10 protein-coding genes are annotated in these 16,058 nt (G+C 60.9%); 6 read left to right on the forward strand and 4 right to left on the reverse strand.

Features of this window, described 5'->3' with window-relative positions:
- The first annotated feature begins 275 nt into the window (after positions 1 to 275).
- Entirely contained in the window at positions 276 to 1,940 is a 1,665-nt protein-coding gene (locus HS122_03175; protein ID MBE7537401.1) for a sodium/solute symporter, read from the forward strand.
- 58 nt (positions 1,941 to 1,998) lie between these two features.
- Here HS122_03175 and HS122_03180 read toward each other — a convergent pair whose 3' ends face one another.
- The 3 genes from HS122_03180 to HS122_03190 all read right to left on the reverse strand — a co-directional run bounded on the left by HS122_03180 (position 1,999) and on the right by HS122_03190 (position 5,126).
- A complete protein-coding gene (locus HS122_03180) occupies positions 1,999 to 2,940 on the reverse strand; it encodes an NAD(P)-dependent oxidoreductase (protein MBE7537402.1) in 942 nt (313 codons plus the stop codon).
- Positions 2,937 to 3,890: a dihydrodipicolinate synthase family protein gene (locus tag HS122_03185; protein MBE7537403.1), complete on the reverse strand. Its 954-nt coding sequence runs from the start codon at positions 3,888 to 3,890 to the stop codon at positions 2,937 to 2,939. Before HS122_03185 ends, HS122_03180 begins: the two co-directional genes overlap by 4 nt.
- Before the next feature lie 204 nt (positions 3,891 to 4,094).
- Positions 4,095 to 5,126 (reverse strand): LacI family DNA-binding transcriptional regulator, encoded by a 1,032-nt coding sequence (locus tag HS122_03190; protein MBE7537404.1) that lies wholly within the window; start codon positions 5,124 to 5,126, stop codon positions 4,095 to 4,097.
- Positions 5,127 to 5,393: 267 nt separating this feature from the next.
- Here HS122_03190 and HS122_03195 point away from each other — a divergent pair, with 267 nt between their 5' ends.
- From HS122_03195 to HS122_03205, 3 genes are all read left to right on the forward strand, one after another.
- Complete coding sequence (locus HS122_03195) at positions 5,394 to 8,207, forward strand: TonB-dependent receptor (protein MBE7537405.1); 2,814 nt, start codon at positions 5,394 to 5,396, stop codon at positions 8,205 to 8,207.
- A gap of 45 nt (positions 8,208 to 8,252) precedes the next feature.
- On the forward strand, positions 8,253 to 9,878 hold the full coding sequence (locus tag HS122_03200; protein MBE7537406.1) for a hypothetical protein: 1,626 nt from the start codon (positions 8,253 to 8,255) through the stop codon (positions 9,876 to 9,878).
- A gap of 90 nt (positions 9,879 to 9,968) precedes the next feature.
- A complete protein-coding gene (locus HS122_03205) occupies positions 9,969 to 11,414 on the forward strand; it encodes a hypothetical protein (protein MBE7537407.1) in 1,446 nt (481 codons plus the stop codon).
- Positions 11,415 to 11,493: 79 nt separating this feature from the next.
- On the opposite strand, the gene HS122_03210 is transcribed toward HS122_03205, so the two are convergent.
- Complete coding sequence (locus HS122_03210) at positions 11,494 to 12,705, reverse strand: VCBS repeat-containing protein (GenBank protein ID MBE7537408.1); 1,212 nt, start codon at positions 12,703 to 12,705, stop codon at positions 11,494 to 11,496.
- Positions 12,706 to 13,277: 572 nt separating this feature from the next.
- On the opposite strand from HS122_03210, the gene rnk reads away from it, so the two are divergent.
- Both rnk and HS122_03220 read left to right on the forward strand, forming a co-directional pair.
- Entirely contained in the window at positions 13,278 to 13,670 is a 393-nt protein-coding gene (gene rnk, locus HS122_03215) for a nucleoside diphosphate kinase regulator (GenBank protein MBE7537409.1), read from the forward strand.
- A gap of 40 nt (positions 13,671 to 13,710) precedes the next feature.
- On the forward strand, positions 13,711 to 15,990 hold the full coding sequence (locus HS122_03220; protein MBE7537410.1) for a cation:proton antiporter: 2,280 nt from the start codon (positions 13,711 to 13,713) through the stop codon (positions 15,988 to 15,990).
- Positions 15,991 to 16,058 lie beyond the last annotated feature (68 nt).

Consider the following 16,058-nt stretch of genomic DNA (forward strand, 5'->3'; position numbering starts at 1 on the left):
CAGTCAAATCCTCACCTCCAGATCGTCTCCCCCCGGCAGCTCCAGCCCCTGGTTCCTTTACGAGTATAAGGTCGGCAGGCGTGACGGATCGCCGGGAACTGCATGAATGCGAACCCAACTCCCGAATGGCATCGTTGCTGTCCCGATCTCTTGGCAACCAGTCAGAATCCAATGATCGATCCGAAACGGTCTGCGGGTCAACACCGGCAGATCCCTGCGCGGAGGCCTTGTGATCGCCCGACCAGACTCATTCCATATCCGGAACCCAAGTCATCATGACAACCCCCATCGGCAGCCTGCATTGGATTGATATCATCATCATTGCCGCCTACCTGTGCGTCGTGGCGGGAATCGGGATCTTCTTTTCCCGCCGCCAGAAATCGCTCAGCAGCTTCATTCGCGGTCGTGGAAAAATCGGCTGGGTGGCGTTGGGCATGTCCCTCATGGCCGCTCTCAACAGCGGGCTGGACTATGTTCAGGCCCCGGCAATGGGTTTTGCGATCGGACTGGTTTTCGTCATGGCATTTCTGTCCTGGATCCCTCTCTACCCCTGGGTTTCCCGGGTGACGCTGCCGTTCTACAAGCGTCTCGACGTCTATTCCGCCTATGAGTACCTGGAGCAGCGCTTTGGCGCCGGCGTCCGCACCCTGGCCGCCGGCATTTTCATACTCTGGCGCGTGGGATGGATGGGAGCGGCCATCTACGTGCCATGCCTGGCGGTGAAGGCGGCCACGGGCGGCGGGCTGAGCATCACCACGATGGTCGTCGTGCTGGGTGTCGTGGTTACGATCTACACCATGCTCGGCGGAATCGAGGCGGTCATCTGGAATGACGTTGCTCAGTTCTGCATCATGTTTGGCGGACTGGCGGTCACCCTGTACACAGTGGTTGCCATGATCCCCGGCGGCATGGGCGAGGTCCTTCAGGTCGCCAGCCAGACAGGCAGGCTCGATCTCATCGGCATGCATGCGCATCCCGGCGGAGGGCCATGGAAACAATTCACGACGTTCATGACCACCGAGGTCACGATCGTGGGCATGGTGCTCATGGTCCTGCTGGGACGAGCCGCGGCCTTCACCTCCGACCAAATCGCCATCCAGCGCTTTCAATCGGCCGAATCCCTGGACCAGGCCCGGCGCTCGTACATCGTCAACGCCGTCACTGACACCGTCTGGATGGTGGTCCTTGGGTTTGTCGGACTGGCGCTCTTCGCGTACCATCGACACTTCCCCTTCCCCGAGGGCATGCAGAACGACCGCATTCTGCCCTATTTCATGCAGCATCACTTTCCCGCGGGCGTCACGGGTCTGGTGATCGCCGCCATCTTTGCAGCGTCGCTTTCGAGTGTGGATTCCGCACTCAACTCGAGCGCGTCCATCATCGTGGTCGATTTCTACAATCGCCTTTGGCTTGGACACCGGCGGCCGCCGGCGAACCTCTCTCCACTGGAGGAACGGCGGCAGGTGCAGGTGTCGCGAGCGGCGACCGCGTGCCTCGGAGTGCTGATGATTGTCATCGGCATCAACATCGAGCGCATGGGCGAAATATACCAGTCGACCAACAAGCTGATAGGCGCCTTTTTCGGTCCGCTTTTCGGCATCTTCGTCCTCGGCATGTTCAGTCGCCGGGCTCATTCCGTTGGCGTGGCATTAGGGGCGCTCGCAGGCCTGATGTGCAGCAGCTTCGCCTCCTTTTTCAGCGAAGTGGCCTGGCTTCAGGTGGTTTCCGGTCGCCTCTTTGGCGACGGGTTTGTCCATTTCTTCAAGCACTTGAGCTGGCAATGGCCTCCGCCCATCGGAGTGACCGCCACCCTCGTGGCAGGCTACGCCCTCAGCCGACTCCTGCCATCCGGGCGCGCCGGATCGCAGGCCCTCACTTATGCGGAAGTGATGAAGCGCCCGCTTGCCGAGGCAACGTGCCAAGTCGTGCCGCCGCAGTAGCCCGCCGCGGAAACGCAGTTTCACAACGAGCCGCCGGGCGGCACGCGAGGTCGGGCCTTCAGGAGTTTTTCCCAGGCGCGCGTTGCGCCGGATCAAAATATCGCACCAGCTCGGAAGTGTCGCTCTCGCCGAATCCAGCGGCCAGCGATGACTCGAACACCTCGTGCAGGCAATCCGCCAGATGAACCTGGCCGCCCGCAGCGTGGACAAGCTGCGCAAGGTAGCGAACGTCCTTTTCCCCCAGCTTTTGCGCAAAATTTCGCGAGAAACTCCGCGCCTCAAGCTTGGGAAAGGCTCCCTGAAAAGTCGCGCTGTTTCCGCCGCTCGCCGAGATCGCATCAAAAAACGCCCGTCGATCGATGCCCTGCCCTTCCAACAGGGGCCACACCTCGCAGAGACCCGCGAGGGCGAGCAGTCCAAGAAAATTATTGATCAGCTTGGCCGCATGCCCGGAGCCCGTGTCCCCAAGGTGAAACACGCGGGCGGCGAAACCAAGCATGACGGGCCGCGCCTTTTCGAAGGCCGCGAGCGGACCCGCGCCAAGAACATTCAGCGTGCCCGCATCCGCCTGCGCACGGCTCCCCGTCAGTGGCCCGTCGAGCAGCGTGACTCCACCAACGGCGAGTTCCTCCGCCAGGCGCCGGGTGGAGGCGGGATGACTGGTGGAACAGTCGAGGACAATGCTGCCAGCCCGCAGATAGCGCTTCAATCCATCGGGACCCGTCAGAATCGATTCCACTGTCGGCGAGTCCGGGAGGCAGAGGATGACAACGTCGCTCGCCCTGGCGAGCTCCGCGGGATCGCCGGTGGGTGTGGCACCAGCCTGCGACAGGCGCTCACGGGCTGTGCGCCCTCCCGCAGTTTCCCGGGCAAGGAACATCACCGCGAATCCGTTCCTTCGCAGGTTCATCACCATGCCCTGCCCCATTGTGCCCACACCAATGAAACCTGCTCTCAACGGCCGTCCAGTGTTCATCGGATCACGCAGGGTCGTGTTCATGTCCGCGATGTCAGAAGCGTTGCGCTCGGGTCCGGTGCATCATAGATTGAGCGATCCAGCCTGTCGAGGATCGCGTCGATCCGATATTCTTCCTCGGAACTGAGCGTCGCAAACGGTGCGGTTGACGTGCTCGTGCTGAAAATGCCGAGACGCTTCAGGGCGTGCTTCTGCGCTGAAGGCCAGAGCGGCCAGGACTCGCCCAGGTAGATGTCATAAACCTCCTGCACCTGCCGCTGCAGGCGCTCGGCCTCGGCCAGGTCGCCCCGCCGCGCGCTCCACCAGATCCTCGAGCAGAGGCCGGGCAGCATTCCCGCGATGCCCACCAAGGCGCCGATGTCGTGCTGCCCGGCAAAGGCGATGTCACGGGCGTTTCCATTGTACACGGGGTGCGACCCTCGAAAAGCGCCGGCGCATCGCAGGCAGAGATCGCGATCGGGTGTCGTGAACTTCAGTCCATGCACATTGGGTATGGCCATGATGCGCTGAAGCTCGTCAAAGGTGCTGCGCACGGGGGTCATGCCCGGATTCTCATAGAACCAGAGCGGAACCGGAGAGCGTTGCGCCGCCGCCTCCACAAGCCGCTCGGTGTCCCTGCGATCGCGCGCGGGAAAAACCAGGCGCGCGGTTGTGACGATGCCATCCACCCCTGCATCCGCGATCCGGCTGATGCCGTCGAAGAGGCGAAGCGTGCTCGCGTCGGAAATTCCCGCCAGTACGAAGGCCCGGCCGCGCACAAGCCGCACCGTCTCGCGAACCAGCCGCTCGCGCTCGCTGTCACGCAAGGCCAGGCCCTCGCCCATCGTTCCACCAACAAAGAAGCCCCCGAAGCCGCCCCCAAGCACCCACTCCACCAGGCGCTCAAGGCTTTCGACGTCGAGGCTCTCGTCAGCCTTCAGCGGAGTGACGATTGCGGCGATGAGTTCAGGGACCTTCTTTCTTGAGGAGGACATGGAGGGATTGTGCATTTCGGCCGCCAATTTCCGGGATGCACCCCGACGCCTGCCGCCACGCGGGATCGCATGGCGCCGGCATCGGGATGGAACACTGGATGACTGAAACGGGAAGGATGGCGATCAAGCCGCCAACGTGCCGCAGCCGGCGCCGCAGTCCGAGATATTTCAACCTTTACATGTAAAGCCGCAATTCGACGCCGTTCAAGCCTGCCGCCGGAGAGTCCGTCCCTCCGCCCACACGCCTTCAATCATGACCGACTTCGGATTCGACGGCACGCCGAGTTCATTGTTGTAGAGCTGCTCAATGACGACATCCACCGCCGCGGCTGCGATCAGCTCGTGATTCTGGTTCACACCCGCGCAAAACGGCGTGTTCTCCAGGAGATCGAGCATGGCGTAACCCACGTCCTCCGGTGCACGGATGTTCTCTTGGCGCAGCATCGCCAGCGCCCGCCCGTCGATGCTGAGAATGGCATCGGGCGCGGCCCGCCGGAACCAGCGCGCCAGCGGCTCCGCATCGAGCCTGTGCGGAAGGTGGATCGGACACTGCCGCAGCAGGCAGCCGTGCCGCTCGGCGGCGAGCCGGAAACCATTCCGCCACCAATGCTCGCATCGCTCACTCTGCTGATACTCCGCCACCAGTCCTATGCGGCGATAGCCCCGTTTCCACACCCGCTCAAAGGCGAGCAGCACGCTGTGATACTGGTTGTTGTGCGCGCGATGCAGCTCGGGGGACTTCAGTGAGCGCGCAATGGTGGCGCAGGCAAACCGCTCCCAGGGCATGACAAACCGGTCCTCAGGCTCCGGAAAAGGCGCGATCACCAGGCCTCGTATGCCGCGACTCGTGAGAATTGCAGCCAGCCGGGCCGGCGACACCTGTTGATCCGCAAGGGAAAACACCCTGATGACATAACCGAGCTGCGAAGCACGAGCCTGTGCGCCCGCGATCAGGCGCTTGATGCCGATATTGAACTCCGCCTCCGGATATACCGTGACAAATGCAATGATCGGCGGGGCCTTTGTCACACGTCCCCGGCGCAGGTTGGCCATGAGGGCGGAGACCAGGGGATTGGGTGTGTAGCCAAGCTTGCGGGCGTGGGCGACTATCCGCGCGCGAGTCCGCACCGAGATGCTGGGATGGTTCCGCAACGCGAGAGAGACCGTCATCTTGGTCACCCCCAGCGCATCCGCCACGTTCTGCATGCTGATTCGGGATGAACTGGATGACGGCATAGATTTCAGGCATAGGGCGACACCGCCGGATTGCCACTCAGGAAACAGCAAATATCGCAGTCAGCCGCCGCTATCGTCTGTCCGCATTCACACCCAGACCAACCAGCCGAAGGGCGGCGGCTTCGCATAGTTTCATGCGCCTCTTCCAAAGTCCATGGCTTTACGAGTATAGGAAACATTGGCTTCGCCTGCGGGAACCACTGCCCATGCTGGGTGACTGCAACCCCGGATTCGTCCCATCCCCGCTCACACTCGATGCAAACTGCCATGAAAACACCAGGAATCTCCCCCCTCCAACACCTGCTTTTCGGACTCTGCCTGAGCCTCGCCGGGATTTCAAATCTAACGGCTGGAACGATCAACGGACAGGTCAGCGACATCAACACCGGCTCCTCGGTCACCGGCGCGACGGTCACCAACAGTGCGACCGATCAGGTGATATTCGCCGACCGCGAGGGCCAGTTCCGGCTGGACAATCTCCCCGCCGGCACGGTGACCCTGACGGTCACGGCAATCGGTTACCCGGACCGCTCGCAGACCGTCCAGGTGCCCGCCACTGGCACCGTTCCGGTGACCATCTCCATGGGAGAAAAGGCAATCCGACTGGACCAGCTTGTTGTCGAGGGCTACCGCGAAGGGTGGTCCAAGGCGCTGCAGCAGAAACGGAACGCGACCAACATCATGGACGTGCTCTCCACCGATGCCGCCGGCAAGCTGCCGGACAACAATATCGGCGAGGCGCTCGCCCGCCTGCCGGGCGTTTCGCTCGACGTCGACTATGGTGAGGGGCACTTTGTCAGCATCCGCGGCATCGGCCCCAACCTGAACACGGTCACCATGAACGGCGCGAGTCTGGCAACGCCGGGAAACCTCGGACGTGATGGGCGCTCCACGCCAATGGATCTTCTCGGCACGTCCATCATCAGCCAGGTCGAGGTCATCAAGGCGCTCACGCCCGACATGGACGGCACTTCGCTCGGAGGCACGGTCAATGTGCTCACGGCGTCCGGCTTTGATCACAACGGAAGATTCATCGCCGGTGCCGTCCAGTACGGCCGCAACATGGCGGGAAGCCTGCCGATCTACGCGGGTGACTTTACCTACACGGATGTCTTTGCGACCCAGGCTGGCAGGCTGGGCACCGCCTTCAGCATGAACTATCAGAGCCGGAAAACGCGCCGCGACCTGTTCATGGGGCAGTGGGATCCGGATTCGAACGGCAAAGCCGTCCTCTATGAGCCCCGACTGGACTACAATGTCGATCACCGTGTCAAACGCGGTGCCACGCTTAACCTCGATTATCGCCTCGATGACGGCTCGCGGATCTATCTGCAGACCTTCTTCAATCGATTCACCCAGGAAAACAACAAGAACCAGCAGCTCTACACGGCACGCGGCACGGCGACCCAGCTCTCTCCGACACGGGTTTCCTACCCGCAGGTTCGTTATGACCTGCGCATGATCAGCTTCAACCGCGAAGCGGAGATGCGGAACGTGCTGCTGGGTGGATCCAAGGTCATGGGCGACTACAAGATAAGCGGAGAAATTGGCTACTCGCATGCTCCCGATGAAATGCCCACCTACCGCAATCTCTCCTTCCGCTCGGGAAACGTCACCGTGCCGGGCGGCTACATTCTGGACTATGGCACGTATTTTCCGACGTTCGACCTGAAGAACTTGATTGCGACCGCCAACCCAAACGTGCGCCGCGCGCGGGCCGACTCCGCAAAGAACGTCGAAAAGACCAGGACCGGACGGGTCGACGTTCAGCGCGACTTCAAGAACTGGCTGGGTGACAAGGACGGTTTCATCAAGGTCGGAGCCAAGTATTCCAACCTTCATCGCAACATGGTGCGCGACGTGCGGATCTACGCGGCATCAGGCTACACGCTCGCCGATTTCAACAAGCCGTCCCCGCTGCCCGCGGAAAAAGTGATGGATGACCGCTACACCATACCTGTTCTGATAAACCCCGACGGCGCGCGCAAGGTCTTCGATGAACTTCTCGGACAGAACAAGCTGCAGTACCAAAAGTCCGACTCGATGGCGAATGCGGGAGATGACACGTATGACGTCAATGAAAAGATCTCCGCGGGATACGCCATGGCCAAGGTGAACCTGACGCCGCTGGTGACACTGATCGGCGGGGCGCGCTATGAGCACACAAAGTCAAAGCTGACGGGGCCGTTGTTTCTCGTAGATCCGAAAACGGGCGAGCCCTCGTTGATCTCAAAGACGGTCGATTTCAACTACGGGGAGTTCCTGCCAAACATCCAGCTCAACTACAAGGTGACGCCTGCTGCGGTCGTCCGGGCGGCGCTCACCCGCACTTTCGGCCGGCCGGCCTATGGAGACCAGGTGCCATCCTCGTCACTCGACGAGGTTGGCGGCTCGCTCACGACCGGCAATCCCCAGCTCAAGCCCTATGAGTCGCTGAACTTCGACCTGTCGCTCGATTACTATTTCAAGTCTGGCGGAATCATCTCGGTGGCGGCGTTCTTTAAGACCATTGAGAATCCAATCTACACCTACAGCTACGTTCAGAAGGACTACAGTTATGGGGGATACACCTTCCCGACATTCACCGTCACCTCAATGCAGAACGGTGATTCGGCACGGATGAAGGGTGTGGAGTTGAGCGCCCAGGTGCCCTTCTCGATGTTCACGAGCGGATTTGCGAACGGCTTTGGCGTTGATACCAATGTCACGCTCATGGATTCGAGCGTGAAGGTCTCCACGCGACCCGACAAACTCAGGCTCTATTCTTCGCCCAAGTTCCTGGCCAATGTGGGGCTCTTCTATGAAAAGTACGGCGTTTCAGCACGTGTCGCCTACAACTATCGCGGCGACTCCCTCGAGTCGATTGGCGCCGGCACCTTCACCGACGTCTACATGAACTCGCGCTACTTCATCGACGCCCAGGTGAGCTACAGGGCCACGGAAAACTTCTCGGTGTTCCTCAACTGGCAGAATATCACCGACCAGCTCTCGACCAGCTACACCGGAGGCAGCAAGGATGTCATTTCGGAAAGCTACTGGTTTGGATCCAACATCCGCGCTGGCGTAAAGTTCAGATTCTAGACCCGCCGAGATTCCGCATCTGAAAAACCTGGGTCCAATCAAGAGATGCTGATTCCCCTTAGACACCCACGAAGGACAACCGCCGCCCGCACAATCCTGCTGCTTATCATCACAGCCGCCTGCACCCGCGCCGCGCCGCGCATGCCGCTGCTCATGCCCGACGATTTCGAAACGTTGGAGCTTGCAGGATGGCGGGTCGAACAGGCCGCGCCCGACCCACACAATCCGCTTCTCGAACCTGCAATGCCGTGGGACGCAGGAGGCATCATGGGACATGGCACTGTGCTGCACGATCCCATTGATGGGCTTTGGAAAGCGTGGCAGGTTTCAACGCCGGCCGAGACGGAGCTGGATGGCTTGAAATCCATGCATGAGGCCAACCGGCGGCTCACCTACCTCGAAAGCAAGGATGGCGTGAAGTGGTATCGCCCGATGCTGTCACTCGTCTCCTGGCCGGGTTATCCAAAGACCAACATCCTTCTCGATTTTGATTCGGGCGGCACGGCGCAGTACGCCTCGGTCATGATCGATGCCTCGAACAAGGCCGAGCCCTATGAGATGTTCATCTTTCGCTCGCCGAGCAGAAATGGGACTGTGGTCTCGCAACTGGGCCCTCAGGGAAAGGTTGGATTCCTTCCGGGTCCCCATGAAAAGTACGGCCTGTACCGGTATCGATCGAAGGATGGCAAGGACTGGACGCTGAAGGAAGGTCCCCTCCCCATCAAGGGTGGCACCGATGTGTGCTATGTCTATCGCGAGGCCGATGGCTCGTATGTCGCGTACTTCAAGATGTACCCGCCCCGCGAACCCGGAGACCGGATCATTCCCTATGACAACAACGGCAAACAGCTGCTGCGCCGCGTTGGTCGTGCGACGAGTCCCGACGGGACGCATTGGAGCGATTCCAAGGTGGTCCTTGGCCGCGATTTTCGCGAATCCGGTTTCGCGCAGTTCCTGGAAATCTGCCCCATTGCCGTCGCGGGCGGCTATGTGGGGTTGGTCAACTTCTATGACGCCGCACTTCAGACCATGTGCCTGCAGCTTGCGGCCTCCCGCGACGGAATCAAGTGGTGGCGGCCCGACCTGAGACCCGCGCTTCCGAACGGCCCGTTGGGCGACTACGGAGGCGGCCTGATCTGGCAGATGAAAGAGCCTCTGATCGACGGCGGCCGGATGTATGTCTATTACTCCGGAGCTGAAGGTCTGCATTCGACAATCATCGACACGCGTTTTCAGCCCCAGATTGAAGTGGGTGGCCAGTCAGTCCTTGGCTCCCGAACCGGAAAGCTCAAGTCGACGCTGCCCTATTATGGAGCGCTGTGCCGCGCATCCTGGGAACCAAATCGCTTGTGGGCGCTGGTGCCTTCAGCCGGCGGTCCATTGCCGGCTGTGGCGGTGACCAAGCCGGCCGAGCACGGCGGTCAAGGTATCGCGGTAAACGTTCACGTCAAACACGGCGGCGCGATGACGGCCGAGTTGCTCGACGCAGCCGGCAATCCGTTTCCGGGATTTGCAGCCGCAGACTGCCTGGCCGTCACCGGCGATCATCGATCCGTCGAATTGAAATGGTCCGGAGGAAAGCGCGCTCCAAGCACCACTGCAAAGATCCGCTTTGTGCTTCGCCGTGCGTTTCTTTACGGTTATCAATGGTCTGATCAGCCGTCGCACTGACACTTTCCCCCTCGCAGCGCCGCCTTGATATCGCGACCACCCGCACTCATGGAGGGGCACAATCGAAACACAAGGAATCACCACACCAGAATGAGCATTGCAAGACCCCTCGCCCTAGGCCTCCTTTCACTCTGCTCCTTACTGACGGCTCCTGCCACCGAATCGAGGAAGGTGCTGCTCCTCGATGCATCCCGAATCGAAAGCAGCGAGAACATTCGCATGTCCGTCGGCAAGGTGGTCAAATCCAGCCACAACCCGCTCTTCACGAACGACCGGCGCTGGGAACCGCGTTTCGACAACCTCTATCCCAACATCATCTGGGACGAACAGGCCGGCCTGTACAAATGCTGGTACAATCCATTCCTCGTTGAAGTCGAGGACTGGATGGGGTCCACACCCGAGCGCAAACGCTGGCTCTACCTTCGCGATTCGGGGCTCTGCTACGCCGAATCGAAGGACGGCATCCACTGGCGGAAACCCTCGCTCGGCGTATACACTTTCTACGGCGAGCCGTGCAACATCGTGATGCGTGACGTGCATGGCATCGGCGTCTTTCTCGACAAGCGGGAGACGAATCCCGAACGCCGGTACAAATCATTCTTTGTGAATCAAAAGGCGGGAAAACGCACCACGCTCGCGGTCGCCTTTTCCGCGGATGGCATTCACTGGGGCCGGCAGACGGTGCTCAACAACGTCAAGGTCATGGGGGATACCCACAACAACGCTCTTTGGGCGCCCACACTCAATCGTTATGTCGCCTTCACGCGCGACTGGTCGCCCAGGGAATGGCAACGCGACAGTCAGGGCAACATCCCCGCGATTCGGTTGGCTTCGCGAATTGAAAGCAGGGACTTTGAGAATTGGAGCGATCCGAAAGAGGTCATGCGCGGGGTCGACGACGATCACCAGATCTATGAGATTCTGGTCTTCTATCACGGAGGTGTCTACCTGGCTTTTCCTGTCATCTATGAAGTCAGCAGCGGCCATGTTCATTTCGAGCTCGCCTGGAGCACGGACACCATCAACTGGCACCGCATCGAGCCGGGACAGGCGGTGATTCCCCTGGGGCCTGAGGGCAGCTTCGACTGGGGCTGCATCTATCCGTCAGCCTATCCTCTCTTCGAAAAGGACGGCATCAAACTGTATTATAGTGGCAGCAACGGGACTCACTCAGCGGAGAGGAAGAGTTATCTGGCCTTTGCAACCATGCGTCCGGACGGTTTTGCCGCCGCCACACAATCGAACGCAGACAAACCGGGTGTCATCGTCACCACACCCATTCGTTTCTCCGAAGGCGATCGCCTTCTGGTTAGCGCGGATGTGGAGACGGGAGGCAGCCTGATCGTGTCCGCACTCGACGGGCAGGGACGCGAGATTGCCCAGTCCTACCCTCTGCCCGGCTCCGTTTCCGGCAAGCCGGTAACCTGGCGAAAACAGAATTCAAATCCCTTGTCCGGCAAGACCAGGCTGCAATTCAGCCTGTCGGGAGCCCGCCTCTACTCGTACGATATCATACCCACGGGTACAGGAAACTAGGCGGCGCATCTCCTGGTTTCGCTGTGTCGATCGTCCGTTCGATCCGGGCGCGGCCGATGCCCGGTCGACCGTGGCTCCGCTATCCCTTCGACAGCAGCACAAACGTCCCGCGCTTGTTGGAGATCGCGAAGTCCGCGCGTTTGTCGCCGTTCACATCGCGCGCGTCAAACTGCGTGCCGATGCCGCTCGCGTCGTCGATCAGCATCGGTGAAAAGGTCACTTCCCCTCCCGCCTTCTTGCCGACAATGAACGCATACACCACGGGCGTTCCCATCGGATCCGGATCCTTGTCCGGACCATGCGCCCACCAGCGTTTGCCCGTGACGATGTCGGGTGTCCCGTCGCCATTGACATCCGCCAGGGTCACGGCGTGCAACTGGGAGAACTGGACGTAATTCACCCTCATGTTCGCATCTTCCGAAAGGATCATGTGCTCCCGGAACGAGCGTACTCCATCCCGTCCGCGAACCTGCTCGAACCAGGACAGCCCGTAACCGTGCGCCTCCTTGGATGTCACAACATCGGGAAGGCCGTCGGCATTGAGGTCGACCACGCACATCTGCGCTCCACCAGCCCTCGAAAAGGCGAATTCGTGTTTCTGCCACACGGGGTCGCCCGCGAGGGAAGCGGGTTGCCGCCACCAGCCGCCCCGCTCAAGCAGATCGTTCCTGCCATCCCCATCGACATCGCCCACGCCCAATCCATGCGTGAAACGCTGGAATGTGTTCGAATGCGACGAAATCGCATGAAAAACCCAGGGGCGCGTGGGATCGCTGGGATCCGGAGTCGCATAGCCGTACTTCCCCCCCGACGAACACACAATCTCCCGCCGCCCGTCACCGGTGAGGTCAACGTACATCGCGGACTCGTTGTCGACCGGCGAGTGCGCAACATGCCGGACCCAGCGCCCCGCGCCACTTCCGGGATTGCGATACCAGGAAGCTTCAAGTCCCGGAAATCCGATCACCACAATGTCCGTCCATCCGTCACCATCCAGGTCATCCGCCGCCGCAATGAAATTGTCAGAATACTTCAGCGGATCAAAGGGCTTCGGTTCATAAATCTCGTGTCGAACCTGATATCCCGGCCCTTCATACCACCAGGGTCCGGCGGCAACATCCATCGCACCATCACGGTTGATGTCCGCGAAAACGGCACCCTCCGCATAAAACTTGTCGTCCAGCTGAAGCCGCCGATATGACGGGCTCTCCGCCAGTCCTGTCGAGATTGAGGTGATGGCAGCGCCCAAAAGAAGCAGACTGCGCAATACGGATGTCTTGGGGTGCGTCATGATTGAATCAGGCGAAAATCAATCCGGTGCAGCGCGAGGAATCAAGCGTCGGAAAACGTGCACGCGGGCCTGAGAACCGCGCCCAGGCGAGGAGAGTCCAACCGGCAGGTGACCCCGTCCGACGTTTCGCCAGTCATGCAACGAATGACCCGCATCCGTTTGATTCGGCCCCGAAGGCTTGACAACGAATTCGACGGAAACACTGATATTTTGCAGTGAACTCAATCCTGCAACGACGCGAACCCCGCAAAGCCCGCCAGCAACTGGCGGAAGGGGCGTCGTTGCATATCTGCCCTGCGCAGCCCGGCGCCGCAAACTGACGGTCAGCACGAACCCGGTACGTGCGCTGACCTGAAGCACGGCACCGGGCAAGTCACACTCACTCATTCCCAATTCGACGCCCGCGGGCCCGCAAATGCCCGCAATCCTTCATTTCCCCGGCCAGCGCATGCTTGATGTCCTGCGCGCCGGTTCAAACGCTGCGACATCAGAAAGCATGAATTCTTCATCCGTCCATCCCTCACCCAAGCGGGTATGACGGAAATCCATCAACCCAAGACTCACTGATCATCATGAATCCAACAGCCATCTACATTTCAAGCGAGGACCACTCGAAGCTGCGCCTGCTGCTGGCGGCGGCGCTGCGAGCCAACGCCACATCCTCGCTTCAGAAACTCCGCGAGGAGCTCGACCGCGCCATCGTCGTCGATCCAACAGCCCTTCCCGCTGACGTCGTCACGATGGGCTCAACCGTCCAGTTCGAGGATCTCAGTACAGGAGAGATCGAGGAATACACGCTGACGTTTCCCGATCAGGCCAACATCGAGCAGAAGAGACTCTCAATTCTCGCCCCCATAGGCACTGCGCTCATCGGTTTTCGCGCGGGCGACACCGTCAACTGGACAACGCCGGGGGGCGTCCGCCAGTTGAAACTTCACCGCGTCACGCAGCGTCAGGCCGCTTAGGCCGCGCGAAAAGTCGCGCCCGCGGCGTACCCAAACGCTGATGGACCATTTCACGCTCGTTCACGACTTTGTCATCCTGCTGCTGGCGGCGGGGCTCGCCGGCATGCTTTGCAAGCGCATCGGCCTGTCCGCGATCGTGGGTTACCTGCTCGCGGGCATCGCCATCGGACCGTACCTGCCGTTCTCTCTGATCGAGGACACGGAGCATATCGCGCAGCTCTCACAGGTGGGACTGGTGTTCCTGATGTTCTCGATCGGACTGGAACTCAGCCTTTCCAAGCTGCGGCGCATGGGGCTGCCGATCATCATGGCCACCTTCATCGGCGCGGCCTTCATGCTGGTCTTTACGCTGCTGCTGGGGCGCGTGCTGGAGTGGTCGCCGCTTCAAAGCCTGTTTGTCGCGGCGATGCTCATGGTTTCCAGCTCAGCCGTGATCGCAAAGATCATGAGCGAGCTGAAGCTCAACCACGACCGTGCCGCGCAAATGGCACTGGCCATCACGATCGTGGAGGACGTCGTCGCCGTCGTCATGCTGACCGTGCTCGCCACCCAGGGGGCGCACAAGTCGGTTGGACTCGCTTCCGTGCTCACCGGGTTGACTGCCTTTGTCGTCCTCTTCGTCTGCCTTGGCCTGCTCCTGCTGCCCCGTCTGCTGCGCTGGCTCGACAAGAAAGCCGACACGGAGCTCCAGACACTCGTGGTGGCCGGCGTGCTTTTTCTGCTGTCGCTCGCGGCAATCAAGGCCGGCTACTCGATCGCCCTGGGCGCGTTCCTCTTCGGGGCATTGATGGCGGAGATGCCGCAGAAACAGTCCATCGAGGACTCGTTCGGCAGCCTCCGCAACCTCTTCGGCAGCGTTTTCTTCGTGTCGATCGGCATGATGATTGATGTCCGCCTCTTGAAGGACATCTGGCTGCCCGTTCTGACCCTCAGCCTCTTTTCGCTGCTCGTGCGCCCGATCGCCTGCGGAATCGCCCTCATGCTCGTCGGCGTTCCGCCGAAGCAGGCGCGGCGCGGCGGACTGCTGCTGACCCCTCTTGGCGAATTCACCTTCATCATCGCGCAGGCGGGCATCGCGGCGGCCATTCTGCCGGTCTCCTTCTATCCGCTGTCCGTCGGTCTTTCCGTTCTCACGGTGCTGGCCACCCCCATCCTCAACCGATTCGCGGATCCCATTCTTCATTTCCTCAACGCCATCGAACCCGCGCCTGTCGCGCGGTTCATCGCAGCCTATCAGAGCTGGCTTCATCAACTGGCCAATCGCGACACCACACCGCTCGCATGGAAACTGATCCGCAGCCGTCTCGTGCAGGTCGCGGTCGAGGTTCTTTTCGTCGCGGGTGTGCTGATTTTTTCACTGCCTCTCCTGCACCGCCTTGAGGAAACGATGCTTGCCTCGATGATGGGCATCAAGCTCCTCCGCATCGCGTATTGGATTGGGATCGGACTGCTTGTCCTCATCCCGCTGTTTGCCGCCTGGCGCAACATCGGTGCCCTCGCGGCGATTGTCGCCGAGGCCTGGCACATGCCCACACTGACTCCCCGGTTCATCCGGACGAGCCTGCAGACAGCCGCCGCCGTGGCGCTGGGATCCTTCCTCTACGGGCTCTTCCCGGTGCAGCTGAGCCCGCTCGGCTGGCTCTTCCTCGGCCTCGCGGCCATCACGGTCGTGACCATTTTCTCGCGCAAGCTCATCTACTGGCACAGCACCTGGCAGCACTCCATGAACAAGGTGCTTGCGGGGCCGCCGGGCCCGGCCGGCCAGGAGGGCGGAACAAATCGCGAGGAACTCGCCCACGGACTCGAGACCTGGGACCTTCAACTTCACGAGTGCACGGTCCCCCCCGGCGCCGCCTACGCGGGATGCTCGCTTTCCGAACTTCAGATTCCGTCGCGATTCGGCTGCTTCGTCGTCGAGATCGAACGCAACAACTTCATCATCGCCCATCCCTCTCCGAACATCGCCTGCTATCCGGGCGACAAGCTTCTCCTCCTCGGAAGTCCTTTACAGATCGAGAAAGCCTCCGCGTTTCTGGAGGGACAGGAGGCCGATGCCGCGCATCCCGCGGATTTCGACCGCGCCGTGCTCGATTCGTTCACCGTCCCCGAAAATGGTCCGACCGGTGTGCCGCTCGGCAAGCTCCAGATTGCGCGCAAGACGGGTGTTCGTGTCCTTGGCATTGGACGCAACGGCTCCCAGATCCTGGTTCCGCAAGCCTCCGAAGTCCTTCAACCCGGCGATCGCCTCCTCGGACTGGGATCCCTCGACCAGCTCCGCGACTTTCGCGCCTGGCTGGAAATCTCTCCAACCGGCAGATAGGAACCGCATTTTCGCTGTCGCGCCCACCGACTGCCGCCAGCGCATCTCATCAGGCACTCCAATGCGCG

The organism is Opitutaceae bacterium (assembly GCA_015075305.1).
GTDB lineage: Bacteria > Verrucomicrobiota > Verrucomicrobiia > Opitutales > Opitutaceae > UBA6669.

Coding starts and splice junctions, on each gene's coding strand:
- HS122_03195 (MBE7537405.1), top strand. CDS start 5,394: ATGAAAACACCAGGAATCTCCCCCCTCCAACACCTGCTTTTCGGACTC.
- HS122_03175 (MBE7537401.1), top strand. CDS start 276: ATGACAACCCCCATCGGCAGCCTGCATTGGATTGATATCATCATCATT.
- HS122_03210 (MBE7537408.1), bottom strand. CDS start 12,705: ATGACGCACCCCAAGACATCCGTATTGCGCAGTCTGCTTCTTTTGGGC.
- HS122_03220 (MBE7537410.1), top strand. CDS start 13,711: ATGGACCATTTCACGCTCGTTCACGACTTTGTCATCCTGCTGCTGGCG.
- HS122_03190 (MBE7537404.1), bottom strand. CDS start 5,126: ATGCCGTCATCCAGTTCATCCCGAATCAGCATGCAGAACGTGGCGGAT.
- HS122_03185 (MBE7537403.1), bottom strand. CDS start 3,890: ATGTCCTCCTCAAGAAAGAAGGTCCCTGAACTCATCGCCGCAATCGTC.
- HS122_03180 (MBE7537402.1), bottom strand. CDS start 2,940: ATGAACACGACCCTGCGTGATCCGATGAACACTGGACGGCCGTTGAGA.
- HS122_03205 (MBE7537407.1), top strand. CDS start 9,969: ATGAGCATTGCAAGACCCCTCGCCCTAGGCCTCCTTTCACTCTGCTCC.
- HS122_03200 (MBE7537406.1), top strand. CDS start 8,253: ATGCTGATTCCCCTTAGACACCCACGAAGGACAACCGCCGCCCGCACA.
- rnk (MBE7537409.1), top strand. CDS start 13,278: ATGAATCCAACAGCCATCTACATTTCAAGCGAGGACCACTCGAAGCTG.